General features: G+C 56.6%; 11 protein-coding genes and 1 tRNA gene. 6 read left to right on the top strand and 6 right to left on the bottom strand.

Going from position 1 to position 18160, the window contains the following annotated elements; translation table 11 throughout:
* Positions 1-59 precede the first annotated feature (59 nt).
* On the top strand, positions 60-1577 hold the full coding sequence (locus C8N40_RS02615) for a calcineurin-like phosphoesterase C-terminal domain-containing protein (RefSeq protein ID WP_108210213.1): 1518 nt from the start codon (positions 60-62) through the stop codon (positions 1575-1577).
* Positions 1578-1731: 154 nt separating this feature from the next.
* On the opposite strand, the gene C8N40_RS02610 is transcribed toward C8N40_RS02615, so the two are convergent.
* A tRNA-Arg gene (locus tag C8N40_RS02610) sits at positions 1732-1803 on the bottom strand.
* Positions 1804-1865: 62 nt separating this feature from the next.
* Positions 1866-3071, bottom strand: a complete 1206-nt coding sequence (locus tag C8N40_RS02605; protein WP_108210434.1) for a Pycsar system effector family protein — start codon at positions 3069-3071, stop codon at positions 1866-1868.
* Between the two features lie 364 nt (positions 3072-3435).
* On the opposite strand from C8N40_RS02605, the gene C8N40_RS02600 reads away from it, so the two are divergent.
* Positions 3436-7254 (top strand): BamA/TamA family outer membrane protein, encoded by a 3819-nt coding sequence (locus C8N40_RS02600; protein ID WP_108210212.1) that lies wholly within the window; start codon positions 3436-3438, stop codon positions 7252-7254.
* Between the two features lie 73 nt (positions 7255-7327).
* Complete coding sequence (locus C8N40_RS02595; RefSeq protein ID WP_146173497.1) at positions 7328-8347, top strand: DUF6268 family outer membrane beta-barrel protein; 1020 nt, start codon at positions 7328-7330, stop codon at positions 8345-8347.
* Between the two features lie 110 nt (positions 8348-8457).
* Here the strand turns inward: C8N40_RS02595 and ppk1 are convergent, their stop codons facing one another.
* The 3 genes from ppk1 to hflX form a co-directional block, all read right to left on the bottom strand.
* The gene (ppk1, locus tag C8N40_RS02590) at positions 8458-10572 is read right to left on the bottom strand and encodes a polyphosphate kinase 1 (RefSeq protein WP_108210210.1); all 2115 of its coding nucleotides are present in this window, start codon (positions 10570-10572) and stop codon (positions 8458-8460) included.
* A 48-nt stretch (positions 10573-10620) separates the two neighbouring features.
* Positions 10621-11115 (bottom strand): SixA phosphatase family protein, encoded by a 495-nt coding sequence (locus C8N40_RS02585; protein ID WP_108210433.1) that lies wholly within the window; start codon positions 11113-11115, stop codon positions 10621-10623.
* Between the two features lie 198 nt (positions 11116-11313).
* Complete coding sequence (gene hflX / locus C8N40_RS02580; protein ID WP_108210209.1) at positions 11314-12522, bottom strand: GTPase HflX; 1209 nt, start codon at positions 12520-12522, stop codon at positions 11314-11316.
* 250 nt (positions 12523-12772) lie between these two features.
* On the opposite strand from hflX, the gene rfbC reads away from it, so the two are divergent.
* Positions 12773-13315, top strand: a complete 543-nt coding sequence (gene rfbC / locus C8N40_RS02575) for a dTDP-4-dehydrorhamnose 3,5-epimerase (RefSeq protein WP_108210208.1) — start codon at positions 12773-12775, stop codon at positions 13313-13315.
* Between the two features lie 228 nt (positions 13316-13543).
* Here the strand turns inward: rfbC and C8N40_RS02570 are convergent, their stop codons facing one another.
* The gene (locus C8N40_RS02570) at positions 13544-14842 is read right to left on the bottom strand and encodes a UDP-N-acetylmuramoyl-tripeptide--D-alanyl-D-alanine ligase (RefSeq protein WP_108210207.1); all 1299 of its coding nucleotides are present in this window, start codon (positions 14840-14842) and stop codon (positions 13544-13546) included.
* 158 nt (positions 14843-15000) lie between these two features.
* Between C8N40_RS02570 and C8N40_RS02565 the strand changes: the two genes are divergently transcribed.
* The gene (locus C8N40_RS02565; protein ID WP_108210206.1) at positions 15001-17235 is read left to right on the top strand and encodes a T9SS type A sorting domain-containing protein; all 2235 of its coding nucleotides are present in this window, start codon (positions 15001-15003) and stop codon (positions 17233-17235) included.
* Entirely contained in the window at positions 17235-17621 is a 387-nt protein-coding gene (locus C8N40_RS02560) for a hypothetical protein (RefSeq protein WP_108210205.1), read from the top strand. Before C8N40_RS02565 ends, C8N40_RS02560 begins: the two co-directional genes overlap by 1 nt.
* The last annotated feature ends 539 nt before the right edge of the window (positions 17622-18160 follow it).

Raw genomic sequence — 18160 nt, 5'->3', positions numbered from 1 at the left:
CTATTGAGGCGGGCGCCGCAGGTACCCGCCTCTTTTCCTTACTGTTAAGCATACATCACATGTTCCAAAAAAGAAGATCCTTTCTGAAGTCGCTGGGCCTGGCCGGTCTTGGCCTTACCTTAACTCCGGGCGCGTTGCAGGCCAGTCCGAAGCAGCCTGCCAATGGCCAGGACTTTTCTCCCGTAACCCTGTCCGGCAGAGTGCAAAGCGGAGGCAAAGGCGTGGCGGGTGTGGCTGTAACCGATGGCTACAACGTGGTGCTGACCGATGCCGGCGGCAAGTATGAGCTGCAAAGCAACGCCACCGCGGATTTTGTATACCTCTCTACCCCGCGCGGCTACGAGTTCTCGAACCAGAACGGCATCACCCGTTTTTATAAGCGCATCGAGGCCAGCCGGAGGCGCTTCAAGGCTGATTTTGAGCTGCAAAAGCTTACGCAGGACGATACCCGCCACACCTTTGTGGTATGGGCCGACCCGCAGATCATCTCCAAGGAGGATGCCGAGGAGCTCAAAACCAAGTCTGCCCCGGACCTGAAGCAACTGGTGGCCAGCTACCCCAGCGGTACCCTGTTCCACGGCATTGGCTGCGGCGACCTGGTATGGGATAAGTTCGAGCTGTTTGAAGACTACCAGCAGGCACTGGCCATTTCCGGCATTCCATTCTTCCAGGTAATCGGCAACCACGACATGAACCTGGATGCCCGCACCGACGAAGGCTCTACCGAAAAGTTTAAGGAACTCTTCGGGCCTACCTATTACTCTTTTAACCGCGGCGAGGTACACTATGTGGTGCTGGATGACGTGTTCTTTATCGGCACGGCCAAAAAGTATATCGGCTACCTGACGGAGCGCCAACTGGCATGGCTGGAGCAGGATTTGGCTACGGTGAAGCCCGGCTCCACGGTGGTGGTAAGTCTGCACATCCCGGCCTATACCAACCAACACACCCGCAACAAGGAAAAAGAACCTTCGCTGGGAGGAGTGGTGTCGAACCGGAAGGAACTGTACCGCCTCCTGCAGCCTTACAAAGCGCATATCATGTCGGGGCACACGCACTTTAACGAGAAGGTATTCGAGGGGGATAACATCATCGAGCACGTGCACGGCACGGTGTGCGGCGCCTGGTGGACAGGCCCCATCTGCTACGACGGTACGCCAAGCGGCTATGGCGTGTATGAGGTGGAAGGCCCGGAGCTGAAGTGGTACTATAAATCCACGGGGCTGCCGAAAGATCACCAGTTGCGCGTATACCCTGTCGGCGCTTTGGAAGAGAGGCCGCAGCACCTTGCCGCCAACGTCTGGAACTGGGACCCCTCCTGGAAAATAGAGTGGCTGGAGGACGGCAAGCCGATGGGTGAGATGGAGCGCATCACGGCGCTTGACCCGCTTTCAGTTGAGCTGCACCTGGGAGCCTCCAAGCCATCCAGGCACAAATGGATAGAGCCGCACCTGACGGATCACCTCTTCCTGGCGCAGCCCTCTGCCACGGCCAAGGCCATTACCGTGCAGGCCACCGACAGGTTCGGGCAGGTCTACAAGGTTACCAGCAACCTTAGTGAGTTAAGCCTTAAGTAATCGGGCTTTGCCAAGTATAACGTATAAACAGCGAGCGCCTGCACACTTAATGTATGCAGGCGCTCGCTGTTTATACTCTGGTGGCTTTTCAAGCTCTCTGGGGAAATAAGCCTATGTCGAGAATCTGTGCCGGAAGCGTTAAAACTTACTTTTGTGGCCGCGCCAGGAATCGAACCTGGATCTAGAGTTTAGGAAACTCCTATTCTATCCATTGAACTACGTGGCCGTTTATTTATACTTTGGCATGCAAATTTACAGGATTCTATTCCACAAAACAAGCCTGCCTCATTAAGAAGCTGAGGAAACCACGGCGTAAACAAAGCCTGCCACCGTAAGCACCAGCCCTATCATAAAGATGGTATAGGAGACGCGCAGGATTTTATACTTCCTGTCAAGCACCTCACCCAGGTAATAGATGTCGGTTATCATGTTGTTGTAAAGCGATTTCTTGTCGCGCATGATATCGTTCATTCCCGCCTGGAAATCCTCGAGCGGCAACTTGGTAAAGTTACCGAAAAACAGCAGGCTCACCTTACGGGTATCCTGGCGCTGGTCTTTCTTTTTCTTCATCCTGAAGCTGGTAACCTCTGGCTGCGCCGATATAATGGCAAACACCACGGAGCCCAGCGTGGTGAGCAGCAGGATGCTTATCGGGATGATAAAGGTGCGGTGCGTGGCGTAGTCGGTACCGACGGTAGAGGTTTTGGCGCTCAGGTAGGTGATGATCACCGAGATAATGATGGCGTTGAGGCTGATCATCATGTTGGCCTTGTTATCGGCGATGGCGCTCAGGTTAAGGTGAGTACGGTAAGTGTTGCGGAACATCGTTTCGATGCCCCGCTTGGGCTGGGCCAGCGTTTTACGGCTCTTCTTCTCCTGCTCCTTCTTCTTTTCGAGCTGCTGGCTCAGGCGGCTGCGCTGCTCCTGTATGTTCAGCCCCAGCTGTGCGGCAAACTTACGCTGCGCCTGGTTGGTATGGAAAGTGGTGGAAAGCAGGAAATCCATCTGAAACTGCTCCCACTCGCTGTCGGAGTAAAACTTATCGCGGAAGATCTCCCACTCCACGCGCAGAAGCTCGGCGGTGGCAAAGAAGGTTTCCTTCCCGATGTTCGACATGTCTGCATCTACCAGCAGCTCCTGCAGCAGCGTTTCAGGCTCCAGGTCGTGCCGGGTAGCCATAATCATGCCCGCAATCCGGTCGATACGCTCCTGGGGGTAGCCCTTCTCCTGCAGCCATTCCGTGGCGATGCGGATGCTCTCCTCCTCGTGCCCGTCGTAGGTGTTCACATAGCCTGTGTCGTGGAACCAGGCGGCTAAGGCCAAATCCTGCAGTTGGTCGTCGGTGAGTTTGCTGTGCTGGCCGAGCTCCTGCGCCTCAGCCACTGTCTCGAACGTATGTTTGTAGTTATGGTAAACAAGCTTCTTGGAGAGCCTGTCTTTGAAAAGCCTGAACACATACTCGCCGGCTTGCTTTACTATCGTTTGGTCTTCCATAATCGGTTTTGTAGCGGCGTCGGGTGCGCTGTTGGCAGTGTAGGGTAATCCCGGCGCAGGGTGCATTGTGTGTGGCACTACGTAATTTGCGGTTACGGTAAAATCTGCTTTTTGTTAGTAAACGTCATATATCCCGGGGCTGTTTGGCGGCGCACGGTAAGGCAACAACTAAAAGCAAAGCCGTCTCGTTTATGAATCTCAGCTCTGCCGCCCCTGTGGTAACAGCTTTGTGTAAGTAAGGTTGCGGGCTTACCGCGTTTCCTGCGCATGCCTTGGCCCAACCTGCGTATACTTGTACTTTAGGGGTAGCCGGCAACCTGAAGTATGTGCCTCACCGGCAGGTATAGAAAGCCAGAACGAAACTATGATTAAACCATTACAGCAAACACATCGGCTGCTGGTGCGCCACGGGTGGTGTGTGCTGCTGAGCCTGCTGTTATCAGCCTGTGTCTCATCCGAACCCTTTTACAACAGCACCGCCCTTACCTGGGAGCAGGAGGCTCCGGCACCTGACAACGACGTACTCTACACCGTGTTTCTGATAGGGGATGTAGGCGCCCCGGAACCTAACGGGGAGCCTTCGCTGCAGTTGATGCGCAGGATGATGATGGAGACCGGGGAGAACAGCGCCACCATTTTCCTGGGCGATAACGTGTACACGAACGGCCTGCCGCCAGAGGGCAGGTTCGACAGGGAAGTATCCGAAAGGCGCCTGAAAGACCAGCTCGACATCCTCAAAGGTTACCCCGGCGAGAAGTACATGATACCCGGCAACCACGACTGGAACCACAGCGGCCGGGGCGGGCTGGAGTATGTGATGCGGGAGCAGCGCTTTGTGAACGAGTACCTGACGGAGGAGAACATTGTGGTGGGCGGCGACTTCTACGTGCCCGGCAATGGCTGCCCCGGCCCTTACGAGGTGAAGCTGAGCGACGATCTGGTGATGATCGCCCTGGACTCGGAATGGTGGCTGCACCCCTTCGACCGGCCCTACGGCGATAACAGCAACTGCAGCAGCGCCACCGAGGGCGAGATGCTGGTAAAGCTGGAGGACATCATCGAGAAGAACAGCGGCAGCGACATCCTGATTGTGGCCCATCACCCCCTGATGACGCGTGGCGAGCACGGCGGTTTTTTCACCCTGCGCGACCACATTTTCCCCATCAGCATGCTCCGCGACTGGGTATACCTGCCGCTGCCGATCATAGGCTCCATCTACCCCTTTGCCCGCAAGTATGGCGGCATTCTGCAGGACATTCCGCACCCGCGCTACCAGGCTTATATCCAGGGCCTGCTCGATATCTTTGACAAGTATGACAACATCGTTTACGCGGCCGGACACGAGCACTCCCTGCAGTACTTTAAGTATAACAACCTGGCGCACATCGTCAGCGGCTCAGGCTGCAAAACCGACTACGTGAAGCCCGGGGTGGCAGAGTATGCCCACAAAATAAAAGGCTTTGTGAAGACAACCTACCACCAAAACGGCGAAGTATGGGCTGAGTTCTGGACCCCGGAAGGGAAGGGAGAAACAGGGAAGGTGACTTTCCGCACCCTGCTCTACTCTAAAAAGCCGCGCCAGCCGCGCCAGCGCCCGCAGGATAACACCAACTACACCGACAGCACCATTGTGGTAGCCGCCAACTCAGGTTACCAGGCCAACGGCTTGCATACCAAGCTCCTGGGAGAGCACTACCGCCGCGAGTGGGCCACCCCCGTTGAGGTGCCGCTCCTGGATATGAACACCGCACGGGGAGGCCTGACACCCTACCAGAAGGGCGGCGGCAAGCAAACCGCCGTGCTGAAAGTGCGCACACCGGAGGCCACCGAGTATAGCCTGCGCACCGTCGATAAGGACCCGACCATGTCGCTGCCGCCATACTTGCGCGAGACCGCCGCCCGCACCCTGCTGCAGGACCAGATATCGGCGCAGCACCCCTACGGTGCCCTCATCATTCCGCCCCTGGCCGATGCCGCCGGTATCTACCACACCAACCCTGAGCTGGTCTACATCCCCAATACACCGCTCCTGCGGCAGTACCGCGACGAGTTCAGCAACACCCTGGCCTTCCTGGAAGAAGATGCCGACGAGAACCACGAGAACACGGCCAGCCTGGGTTACGCCAAAAACCTGGTGGGCACCGACAAGGTGCTGGACGAGCTGATGGAGGATAACGACCACGAGGTAGACCAGCGCGCCTATGTGCGGGCGCGCCTCTTCGACATGCTCATCGGTGACTGGGACCGCCACGAGGGGCAGTGGCGCTGGGTGGAGGAGGACAAACCAGACAAGGGCAACCTGTACACCCCCGTGCCCGAGGACCGCGACCAGGCTTTTTTTAAAGCTGATGGCGTACTGCCGTGGCTGGTTACGCGCAAGTGGGGCATCCGCAACATCCAGAACTTCGGCTACGACTTTGAGGACGTGGTGGGCCTGAACCTGAGCGGCATCACCCTGGACCGCACGCTTACCTCTAAGGTTACCCGCCAGGAGTGGCTGCAGATAGCCGAGGACATCCGCCAGCGCATGACCGACGAGGTAATCGAGCGGGCGGTGCAAGAGTGGCCTGAGCCCATCCGTGAATTATCCGCCGCCGAGGTAACGGCCAAGCTGAAGGCAAGGCGCGAGAAGCTGCCGGAGGTTGCCGCCGAGTATTACGACTTTCTGGCGCAGTACGTGGACATCATGGGCAGCAACAAGCACGAGCGCTTCCTCATCAACCGCCTCAACGACGAGGAGCTGCAGGTGATAGGCTACAAGACCTCCAAAGAAGGAGAACTGCGCACCGAAATTTTTAACCGCACCTTCCTGACCAGCGAAACCAAGGAAGTACGCATCTACGGCTTGGGCGGCCGGGACGAGTTTATACTTTCCGGGGACGTGAATAAAAGTATACTTGTGCGCATCATCGGGGGCAATGATGAGGACATCATCACAGACAGCTCGCACGTGCGCGGCCTCAAAAAGCACACAGTGGTATACGATACAAATGAGGGCAATCAGTTTTCCTTTGGCAGCGAAACCAGAGACAAAACCAGCCCTGACTCCGAAATTAACCTCTACGACCGCGACAACTACAAGCTGCCTTACCTGGGCCCGCGCCTCTCGGCGGAGTATAACATAGAGGATGGCGTGTTTCTGGGTGCCGGTATACTTTGGCGCACGCAGCGGTTCCGCAAAAGCCCCTATGCGGCGGAGCACCTGCTGGAGGCCAACTATGCTTTCCGCACCAGCTCTTACAACCTACGGTACACGGGCGATGTGCGGCAGGTGGTGGGCCACTGGCACCTGGGCCTGGACGCGCATATGCAGGGCCCGCAGTTCCAGCGCAATTTCTACGGCCTGGGCAACGACACCCGCAAGGCCCCTGACGTGGACAACAGCTACTACCGTGTCCGCTACGAGCGCCAGTCGCTGAGCGCGCTGTTTTACCGGGAGCCTTTTGCTTTTATAAAAGTGGGTATCGGCCCCACCTACGACAGGTTCAGGATTGACGACCCCGATGGCGAGAGCTTTCTGATAGACCAGGCATTTTCCGGGCAACTGGAGGAGGGCACTTACAACATAGAGAAGGGCAGGTTTGAGGTGCAGCACTACCTGGGCGCCAAAGCCTTTTTTAACCTGGAGGTGCTCGGCAGCGGCAGCACCGAGGCCAACCCGCGCATCGGCATGCGCTGGTACAACTCCATCCACTACAACAAGCAGCTGGGTGCCGAGAAGCTCGATTTCACTAACCTGAGCACCGAGTTCCGCTTCTATCTCACCCCTAACTTCCCCTTCAAGCTTACCTGGTCGGGGCGGATTGGGGCAGCGCACAACATCGGCGACTTCCGCTTTTACCAGGCCAACACCCTTGGCGGCACCGAGAACCTGCGCGGCTACCGCCGCACACGCTATGCCGGGCGCAGCAGCCTGTTTATGAACGGCGAGGGGCGCCTGCACCTGCTCGACTATAACCTATACTTAACCCCGGCCAAACTGGGCCTGCTGGCGCACATAGATGCCGGCAGGGTATACTATGATGGCGACCGGGAGAGTGGCTTCCTGCGGGAGCTGCACATGGGCTACGGCGGCGGCGTGTGGATGGACCTGCTAAACCGCACAGTACTGTCGCTCACCTACTCCGTCGGGGACGATGACGACGATGACCTGTGGATGCTAAAGTTCGGCTTCTTTTTCTAACACAAAACCGAATTGAAAGTATAAACGGGGGGAACAGGATATCTCCCTGTCATGAAGAATAAACACAAAAACTATGAAAATCAGAAAGCTACTAATTATACTTTTAACGATACCGATTTATGTGGCCCAGGCGCAAACACCGGAAACAGAGGCCCTGGAAGAGTTCGCCTCGCCGGGAGTGCGCGGCATGGGCAGGTCGCAGGGCGTGGAGATCCGCTACGAGCGCCTTCCCAACTTTAAAATCGACTCTGACTCGGATGATCCCAGGCTCGGCAACGGCTCCGGACGTATTGACCGGCACAACAAGTTCGCCCTGAAAGCTTACGCCCCGCTCCTGAACAAGCCGCAGAACAAGGTCGTCCTCGGGTTTAATTACGAGCTGGAAGAGTTCAACTTCGAGAACCTCACCCCGGCCTCCTACGACCTGTACCGCTACCTGGAAGACAAGAACCTGAAAAGTATAGGCGCGCAGCTACTGTACCTGCACTCCATCAACCAGCGCAACTTCTACTTCGTCCGGGTAAAGGGCGAGCTTAACGGCGATTACTCCCGCGATGACATCAAAGTATCGGACTACCTGAAGGGTACTGTTGACGTGGCCTACGGCTGGAAAAAGTCGCCGGACTACGTGATTGGGGTTGGCTTGCAGTGGGGCTATACGTTCGGGCGGCAAAGGGTGTATCCGGGCATCCTCTACAACCGCACCTTCAACCCTAACTGGGGGGTGGAGTCCATCTTCCCGGCCAATGCCAGGCTCAGGTATAACCTGAACGAGAAAACACTGTTCTACACCGGTTACCGCATAGAGGGCGCCAGCTATAACATGTACGTGAACGAACCACCGCTCTCGGAGTTTAAGGAGCTGGAGCTGCGCCGCACCGACATAAAAGGCCTGCTGCGCATGGAGCGCGAGATCTACGATTTTATATGGTTTGCCGTGGAGGGTGGCTTCAGGCAGTACTACCGCCACCGCGTGTATGACGACATCGGCTCCAGAAACGAAATCATCAACAACGACCTGGCCGGCTCAGGCTATGTGGCCGTGGAGCTATACCTGGTGCCGCCCCGAAAGTTCACTGAGAGAAACAGGTAATTCCCTTACCACCTACAAAGCAAGGCCCCGGCTATAAAGTATAGCCGGGGCCTTGTGGTTTCTGCCTGTGCAAAGTATAAAGTATTCTTTCGGGGTCGGATTTATACTTTCTATTCCTCTTCCGGCTGATAGGCTGCGGTGGCGCCGGAGGGCACCAAACTGCGCAGGTAATCGTAGGTGGCGTACTGGGCTCGGATGTTGGCGGGCTCGTCGGGTTTTACGTAGCGGTTGTCCACGTTGCGGGATTTGGTGTCGTCTTGCAGCTGCAGATCGATGATGTGGCGCACCTGCTCCACCAAATCCGGCTGGTAGAGCGGAAAGGCTACTTCTACGCGGCGGTTCAGGTTGCGCGTCATCCAGTCGGCAGAGGCGATGTACATCTTCTCCTCCCCGTTGTTATGGAAAATGTACACCCGCGCATGCTCCAGGTAACGGTCCACAATCCCCCGCACTTCAATGTTCTCGCTCACGCCTTCCACCCCCGGCATTAGGCAGCAGATGCCCCGCACCAGCAACTGTATCTTTACACCAGCCTGGCTGGCCTCGTACAGCTTCCTGATCATGCGGGCATCCTGTAGCGCGTTCATCTTCAGAATCATACTTGCCGGCAGCCCTTTTTTGGCGTTCTTTATCTCGCGGTCCACCAGCTTCACGAAACCCTGGCGCAGGTTGATGGGCGCCACCAATAAGTGCTCGAACTTCTTGTCCGTTTGCCGATCAATAAAGAAGTTAAACACCTGTTCCACTTCCTTCGTCAGGCGCTTGTCAGAGGTAAAGAGGGCATGGTCGGCGTAGATTTTAGAAGTAGTCTCATTATAGTTGCCGGTGCTCAGGTAAGCATAGTTCACCAGCTTGCCGTTCTCGTTCCGGGTGATGAGGCCCAGCTTGGAGTGTACCTTCAGATCAGAAACGCCGAAGATAACGTTGGCGCCCGCCTTCTGCAGCTTGCCGGCCCAGTAGATGTTCGACTCCTCGTCGAAGCGGGCTTTGAGCTCCACCACCACCGTTACCAGCTTGCCGTTATTGGCCGCCTTCACTAATGCCTTAGCCACCTTCGATTTGTCGGCTACCCGGTAGAGCGTGGCGCTGACGGCCGTTACCTTGGGGTCCTGGGCAGCCTCCTCAAACAGGCGCAGCACGTAGTCGAACGACTGGTACGGATAGTGCACCAGGTAATCGCGCTCTTTCATGGCGGCAAGTATACTTGGCTCCTGCTCCAGCTGCGGATGGATGAGCGTGGGCTGCGGATTATACTTCAGGTCGGGCAGGTTGATATCCGGGAAGCCGAAGAAGTCGCGGAAGTTGTGGTACTTGCTGCCCTCCACCAGCTCTTCCTCCGTGATGCCGGTGTGCGCCATCATCCTGTCGAGCAGGTCCTGCGGGGTTTGGGGGTCGTAGAGCAGGCGGGCCGGGTAACCGGTCTCGCGCTTTTTCAGGCTCTTCTGTATCTTGGCCATCAGGCTGCCCGATACCTCTTCCTCAATGTCCAGCTCGGCGTCGCGGGATACCTTCACGGCGTGGGCGGCAAAGGATGTATACTTTGGAAACAACCTGGGCAGGCAGAAGCGGATCACGTCGTCGATGAACATTACGTAACGCTGGTCGCCTACCGTGGGCAGTTTTACAAAACGGCCTCCATGTTTCTTTGTCGGTATCTCCAGCATCGCAAAGCGCTCTGGTTTGCAGTCGGCCTCGGCCGGGTCCCACATTTTCACCCCCAGGTACACGGTCTGGTCGCGCAGGAACAGGTGCGTCTCCGTTTCATCCAGTATGATGGGCAGCAGCAGTGGCTCCAGCGTCTCCTCGAAGTAATCCTGCACCCAGGCCTCCTGCTCCTTGCTCAGGTCATGCTCTGTCAGCAGGTGGATGTGGTGGCGGCGCAGGTCGGGCAGAATCTCCTCACGGAACACCCGCCCAAACTCCTCCTGCTGCCGGTGCACTTCTAGCAGTACCTGGTCCAGGGTTTCCTGCGGCTCCTCCTCCAGCTTGCTGCGTGTCTTGGGCTTCAGCTTTATCAGGCGCTTGAGGGTGGCCACGCGCACCTTAAAGTACTCATCCAGGTTAGACGAGAAAATGGCCATGAACTTGATGCGCTCCAGCAGGGGAACTTTTTTATCCATCGCCTCCTGCAATACTCTATAGTTGAAGGCCAGCCAGCTCAGCTCACGGTTAATGTACGGAAGGTCTGCGCCAGTCTTTGGCTTCTGTTCTTTCTGATCTTTCATCTTATGCAATTATACTTTGGACCTGGGGCAGGCCCTAAAAGGGTGATGTTACTTGTGGTTCTTCGGGAAGTCGTAGAACAGCAGAGTCGCGTTCTCCCTCGAAATCTCAAACCAGCTCTCGCAGTTAAACTGCAGCGCCACCACGCCTGCGGTAGGCAGGCTGTCTACTGGCCCTGGCGATACCATATTGGCAAACTCAGAGAGCGCCTCGTTGTGGCCTACCAGCAGCAGGGCATCCACCTCGGCCGGGGTTTGCTGCACTACCTCCAGCAGGTCTTTCCTGTCTGCTCCGTACACGCGGGTATCCACCACGATGTCGTCCGGGTCGTAGTCCAGTTCCCGGCTTACGAGCGTGGCGGTGCTAAGGGCCCGCACGGCAGGGCTCGAGATGATGAGTTGCGGCACCGCACCGCGGGCGGCCAGCTCCTGCCCCATCAGGGGAGCGTCGTGGCGGCCGCGCTTGTTCAGGGGGCGGTCGTGATCGCTTAGGTCATCAAACTCCCAGCTGGATTTGGCGTGCCTGAGAATGTATAGCGTCTTCATATAGTTTCCATTTTCCAGGCCCTTGCGATGCATCCAAGTGCACGCAAAGGTGGCTTTGCTACTTACTGAAAGTATGGGTAAATGGTTGTGTGGGGATGGCCAGGCGCAGCGCCTTATGGGGCAGCGGTATAAATAGCAAAAGCCCACCTTTGCTTAAAACACAGGGTGGGCTTGAATGTTCGTGCGGCAGGTTGCCGGCTATACGTTGTTGGGGTAGCGCTGGAAGTGGATTTCGGCTACCCGCCGCTGCAGCTCGTCCCGTAGCGCATCGATGTTGAGCTTGTCGGTGGCGGAGATAAACATGGCCGGTGCGTGCTCTTTGGCCATATAGGTGGCCTTCAGGTCTTCGATGGACGGGCGCACCTGATGGCCTGCCTCCAGCATCTCCTGGCTTTCTTCCTGCAGCTCCTGCTCCCGCCTGCTCAGGTAGATATCAATCTTGTTGAACACCAGCAGCACGGGCTTCTCAGCCGAGTTGATGTCCTTCAGCGTCTCGTTCACCACAGCAATGTGGTCCTCAAACGAGGGGTGCGACACATCCACCACATGCACCAGCAGGTCGGCCTCCCGGATCTCATCCAGCGTGGATTTGAACGACTCGATGAGCTTGGTGGGCAGCTTGCGGATAAACCCTACCGTGTCGGAGAGCAGGAAAGGCACGTTGTCGAGCACCACCTTGCGCACGGTGGCGTCCACGGTGGCAAACAGCTTGTTTTCGGCAAACACCTCCGACTTGGAGAGCAGGTTCATGAGCGTGGACTTGCCCACGTTGGTATACCCCACCAGCGCCACGCGCACAATGCCGGCGCGGGCCTTGCGCTGCTCATAGTTCTGCTTCTCAAACTTCTTCAGGCGCTCGCGCAGGAGCGATATTTTGTCGCGCACAATACGGCGGTCGGTCTCAATCTCGGTTTCACCGGGGCCCTTCATGCCGATACCACCTTTTTGCTTGGAAAGGTGCGTCCAGAGGTTGGTGAGGCGCGGCAGCAGGTACTGGTACTGGGCCATCTCCACCTGGGCGTGTGCCTGGGCGGTTTTAGCCCGCAGCGCGAAAATGTCAAGTATAAGCAGGCTTCGGTCCACTATCTTCACCTGCAGCTCGCGCTCGATGTTGCGCACCTGCGAGGGACTCAGGTCATCGTCGAAGATCACCATGTCCACCCCATGTTCCTTTACATAAGCCTGTATTTCCTCCAGTTTGCCACTGCCCACAAAGGTGCGTATGTCGGGCTTGTCGAGCTTCTGCACGAAGCGTTTTAGGGTGTTAGCTCCCGCCGTTTCGGCCAGGAAGGCCAGCTCGTCTAGGTACTCCTCCGTCTGCTCGTCGCTTTGGCGGTAGCCTGGCACAGCCACCAGCACGGCAGTCTCCTGCGGTTTAGAGGTTTCGTAGTATTTCTTTTTAGCCATTCATTAATTCTTAAGCGTCATGGTATAGGCGGCCAGCAGCTCTGTTGCTCTCGCCTGGCTGACTACCGAAGGCCGGTACCGGGCACCTGCCATTCTTGGTTACGTTTACAGGATTGCGCTGGCTCAGGTTGAAAAGAGGGTGCAAATTACATTAAAATTTCCGATGCTGCGGGCAAAATAGCTAACTTGCAGCCTCAACAAATTCCGTCCACGCCAGGTATATTGCGCCGGCGTAACACGTAACTACTCAATGGATCACAAACTTTTCCACATCGAGGGACTGATCGAGTTCCAGCCACGCATTTTCCGCGACGACCGCGGCTACTTTATGGAGACCTTCAGCATGAAGTGGTTTGAGCCCTTTGGCCTGAAGCCCAATTTTGTGCAGGATAACCAGTCAGTTTCGACGAAAGGAGTGCTGCGCGGACTGCATTTCCAGAAACCGCCGCACGCACAGGGCAAGCTAGTGCGCGTCACTACGGGTAAGGCACTGGATGTAGCCGTAGACCTGCGCAAAGAGTCACCTACTTACGGACAACACGTGGCCTGCGTGCTTGATTCCGAGAAGCACAATGTGTTTTACATTCCGGAGGGCTTTGCGCACGGCTTTGTGGCGCTGGAGGATAATACCACCTTCCTCTACAAATGCACCGATTTTTATGCCCCTCAGACAGAGGGCGGTATACTTTGGAACGACCCTGCCCTGGGCATTGACTGGGGTATCGCCGAGCCGCTGGTATCGCCGAAGGATGAGGTGCTGCCGCTGCTGGAGAACTTTAGTTCGCCGTTCTAGGACCAGTGATTTATAAGATTAAAGTGATTTTTACTCAAAGTTTTAAGGTCAGCAGTTTTATACTTTCTGACCTTAATTTTTTAGGTCCGGTTCATACTTTCGTTCTGCAAACCCTGAAAAAAATAGAGACGCAACGTAGTGCGTCTCTACAAAACCTGCTCATACATGAACTCCCCTAAATCGGGTTCAGATAAACCGGTTAAATCTCCTTAAATCAGTTAAATCCCCTTAATCACTGGTCTTCAGCTCCTCCACCAGTGTTTCCAGCCCCATGCCTCGTGAGCCTTTAATGAGCACATAACTCTCGGCTACCGGGTTCTTACGCAGCCAGGTTTGCAGCTCCGGCTTTGTCTCGAAGTATAAAAAGCTGTCTTTTACCTCGGCGGCATACTGCATGTCCTTGCCGCAAAGTATAACTGTGTCGAAGGGCTGCTGGGCTACTACCTCTCCCAGGGCGCGGTGCTCGGCCTCGCTCTCAGGGCCCATCTCAAACATATCCCCAAGGATAACTACCTTCTTGGGCGCTTTCATGCTTCCGAAGTTGCGCACAGCGGCGGCCATGGAAGTAGGATTGGCATTGTAAGCGTCCAGGATGATGGTGTTGCTGCCCTGCTGCAGCACCTGCGAGCGGTTGTTTACCGGACTGTAGGCGGCAATGGCCTGGTTGGCTTGTGGCAGCGGCACACCAAAGTACTTGCCAATGCAGGCGGCGGCGGCCATGTTTTCGTAGTTGTAGCTGCCCACCAGCTGCGTGTGCACCACGTTGCCCTCTTCATCCTTGTACACCACGTAAGGCGAGGCTTCCAGCAGTTCACTGTGGTAAAAATCGCCGGGCGCAGGGTAGGTTACTTTACTTTCAATGCGGCGGCTCATGCGCATCAGGTGCTCGTTGCCGGTGTTGATGAACACAGTACCGCCATGCTCGAGCAGGTGCACGTACAGTTCACTCTTGCCACGCGCTACGCCCTCCAGGCTGCCAAACCCTTCCAGGTGCGCCTTGCCGATATTCGTAATCATGCCGTGCGTGGGCAGGGCAATGCTGGAGAGCAGGGCAATCTCGCCGATATGATTGGCGCCCATCTCGATAATGGCCATCTCATGCTCCCGGGTGATGCGCAGCAGCGTGAGTGGCACACCGATGTGGTTGTTGAGGTTGCCCAGCGTGTAAAGCGTGTTGAACTTCTGGCTCAGCACCGCATAAATCAGCTCTTTGGTCGTGGTTTTGCCGTTGGAGCCCGTGATGCCAATAACAGGTATACTTAGCTGCCGACGGTGATGGCGGGCCAGGTCCTGCAGCGCCTGCAGGGTATCCTCCACCACAAACACATTCTCCGAGGCCAAACCAGGGTCATCCACCACGGCATACTTGGCCCCTTTCTCCAGGGCCATCAGCGCGAACTTGGCGCCCTTGAAATTGGGCCCGTTCAGGGCGAAGAACATACTTTGGTTCTGCTCGGCGCGGGAGTCGGTGCTGACGTGGCGGCACTCGAGGTATTTTTGGTATAGAAACTCGATGTTGTTCTGCATGAAATGCTTAATTTTAGCTTGCGTCTGATGCTTCTGGTTACGTGCTTTTACACGGTAAGTATAGCGGCACAATATACACCCAAATAGCCAGAAACGACAGCAGGCCGGCTTACGTTCACCTACATACCCCGCCACCCTCCGGCGGCCAACCCAAAACTATGAAAGTATACCTACCGCTTCTGCTTATACTTTTATCCTTATCCGGAGCCGTGGCGCAGCAGCAGGAGCCACTCCGTTTCCGGATGAGCCAAAACATACCTGTTACTACTTTTACCGGCCCACTCGCTGAGCCCTGGAGCGGCGGTCTCAACGCGCCGCAGTTCTCAACCATCGACCTGAACCGCGACGGGCAGGACGACCTGTTTGCCTACGACAGGCAGACGGCCAAAGTATACACCTGGCTGGCGGTGCAGGAGGCGGGGCAGTGGACGTATAGGTACGCGCCGGAGTATGAAAGTGCCTTTCCAAGCGACCTGGCTTACTGGGTGCTGCTGCGCGACTACAACTGCGATGGGCTGAAGGATATTTTCACAAACTCGCCGCTGGGCATACGCGTGTTCCGGCAGGAGCCCGGCGAGCCACTACGCTTTACGCAGGTAACGGACGGGCTGCGCTACCGAGATGGCCGCGTGAACATGCAAATGAACGCCACCGACATCCCCGCCATTACTGACATCGACGGTGACGGCGACCTGGACATCCTGCTCACCAATTTCTCGCAGGGCTATCATATGGAGCTTTACCTGAACATGCAAACTGAGCAAGGCTTGCCCTGCGAGTCGCTGGTGTATGAGCAGCAGAGCAACTGGTGGGGCGGCATCACGGAGTGCGAGCACTGCAATGATTTTAAGTTCGGGGAGAAGTGCGGGAGCAGCCACGGGCAAAGTATAATGGCCCCCCTGCACTCGGGCCACGAAGGCTCCACGCACCTGCTGCTGGACATGGACGGCGATGGCGACATGGAGCTGGTGATGGGAGGCGTGGCATGCGAGAACCTGGTGCTGATGGAGAACAAAGGTGACCGCCAGAATGCCCTGATGGATAGCTTCCTGCCTAACTTTCCCGCTGCAAAACCAGCCAGCTTCAACCTCTTCCCGGCCGCTTTTTACGAGGATGTTACCTTCGACGGCGTGCCCGATTTGCTCGTTTCCACCCAGGCTTTTGAGGAAATCCATGACATGGACTTTCAGCGCTCGGCCTGGCTCTACCGCAATATTGGAGCTGCCGACAGACCAGAATTTGCGTTTGAGCAGGATGATTTTCTGCAGGGCCAGATGCTTGACCTGAGCGAAGGCGCTTACCCGGCCTTTGCCGACCTGGACGGCGACGGCGACCTGGACATGTTGGTGGGCAACGACGCCAGCTACCGGAGCGGCACCTACAGCGGCTCCCTTAGCTTTTACCGCAACACCGGCACCTCCTCCGAGCCTGCCTTCGAGCTGGTAACCCACGATTTCCTGGGCCTTCATAGCAAGCAGCTGTATAGTATAAAACCGACCTTTACTGATATAAACGGCGACGGAAAAACGGACCTTATACTTGCCCTGAAAGGTGCTGGCATCGGCAGCAGCCGTATCGTATGGCTCCGCAACCTGGCAGCCACCGGTCAACCGCCCGCCTATGACTTAGCCCAGCAGCAGGAACTCCTGAAGATGGCAGATGGCGACGCCCCGGGCTTTGCCGACCTGGACGGTGACGGTGACCTGGACCTCCTGCTGGGCAAGGCGGCCAGCAACCTGGAGTTCTACCGCAACACCGGCACTGCCAACGCGCCAGTTTATACGTTGGAAAGCAGCAGCTTCGGTGGCATCAGCTTCGATTTTGACCGCCGCCACCTGCACCCCCTGGTTTTCGATATAGATGGTGATGGAAAGCTGGACCTGCTCACGGCAGATGATAGCGGCGAGCTGCGCATCTACCGCCACATCACCCAAGACCTGAATGCCACCCTCACAGCCGAGACCGAGCTGCTGGAAAACAAGCTGACGCAGCAAACGCAGGCCACCCGTCTGGGCCGCGGGCTAAGTATAGCGGCAGCGCCTTTAGGCGGCGACGGCAAGCTGTACCTGGTATTGGGTTCCAAAGGTGGCGGTTTATACTTGCTGGAGCAGGTTTCCGGCTTCAAGGGTTCTCCAAATGCGAGCGAAAAACTCACCCTGCAGGTATACCCCAACCCGCACGACAAGGCTGTGGCCGAGCCGGTAAAGGTGCATGCCTCGGAGCCGGTGCAGTTGGAGGTGTTTGATGTGGTTGGCAAGCACGTGTATCGTAAGGATAATGCAATTGGCCGTTCCCATACTTTGCCGGCACAGGAGTGGCAGGCGGGCATCTATATTGTTCGGGCTACAGCCGAAGACGGTAAACAGGCCAGCGTAAAACTGATGGTGCGCTGATGCAGGCGTTTTTATACTTCGATTTGACCTCAGACAGCGCTTTCCACAAGCCAGTTGTGGAGCAGGTGCGCCAAAGCCTGTCCACTGTTTCTATACTTGACCTGGATGCACACTCTGACGAGTTGTTGCAGCACTATGCCCTTCGCCTACTCAGGGAATCTGAAAAAGCCGTAGTGTGCATTAAGGCTGATGAAAGCCCCACAGAATTAGGTAGCCTGATGCCGCTGCTGGAGGAGCTGTTTGAGGAAGGGAAGCAGCGGTTGGTACTGCTGCAGGGGCAACCCCCACGCCTCCAACACATCTTCGCCGCCCGGCCGCATGTGGTGTTTAAGGTGGTGGAGGAAGCGCAGGTAGTGGAGGAGGTAAGGCGGTTTTTGGAAGTATGATAGGTGTCCCAGTTATGGCGCAAGCGTCCGCTTGTGCCTTGCCACTGCTTCCCGCAACTGGAACCAGGCTATCCTTACTAGCTCCCGTTCATCCTCTAGTTCCCACAAGCGTATTGTTTCATCTCCAACTTGGTGCCCTCCTAGGCCGGGAGGCCTCGCCTTCGGGCATCGCGCGGTGTACATTTCCTGCCCTCGTGCCTCGGGCTGCCTCACTTCGCTCGTCACCAGAAATCTACAAGGCGCTCAACCCAAAGGCTGGGAACAAGCTCGATAGCCACAGCCACTACTACTGTCCCCTTGAGGGGACCATAGGGGTGTTAATCGCCTGCAGAAATTCCCCTTCTTGGAGGAGCTGGGGTGGGTTTATACTCTGTAGGGCCAGCAACTACGAAACATATACTTCAGCCTCAGCAACTACAGGCTCCCCTCCTTAGCCAAGGAGGGGTCAGGGGTGGTTGGACCCGGTCTTACTGAAACTCCCTCCCCTGTTCTTAGGGGAGGGCCGGGGTGGGGTTTAGCAGAGGTAGCTGGACCCGGCA

This window comes from Pontibacter mucosus, from assembly GCF_003054055.1.
GTDB lineage: Bacteria > Bacteroidota > Bacteroidia > Cytophagales > Hymenobacteraceae > Pontibacter > Pontibacter mucosus.
This window is presented reverse-complemented; position numbering and strand designations above follow the sequence as displayed.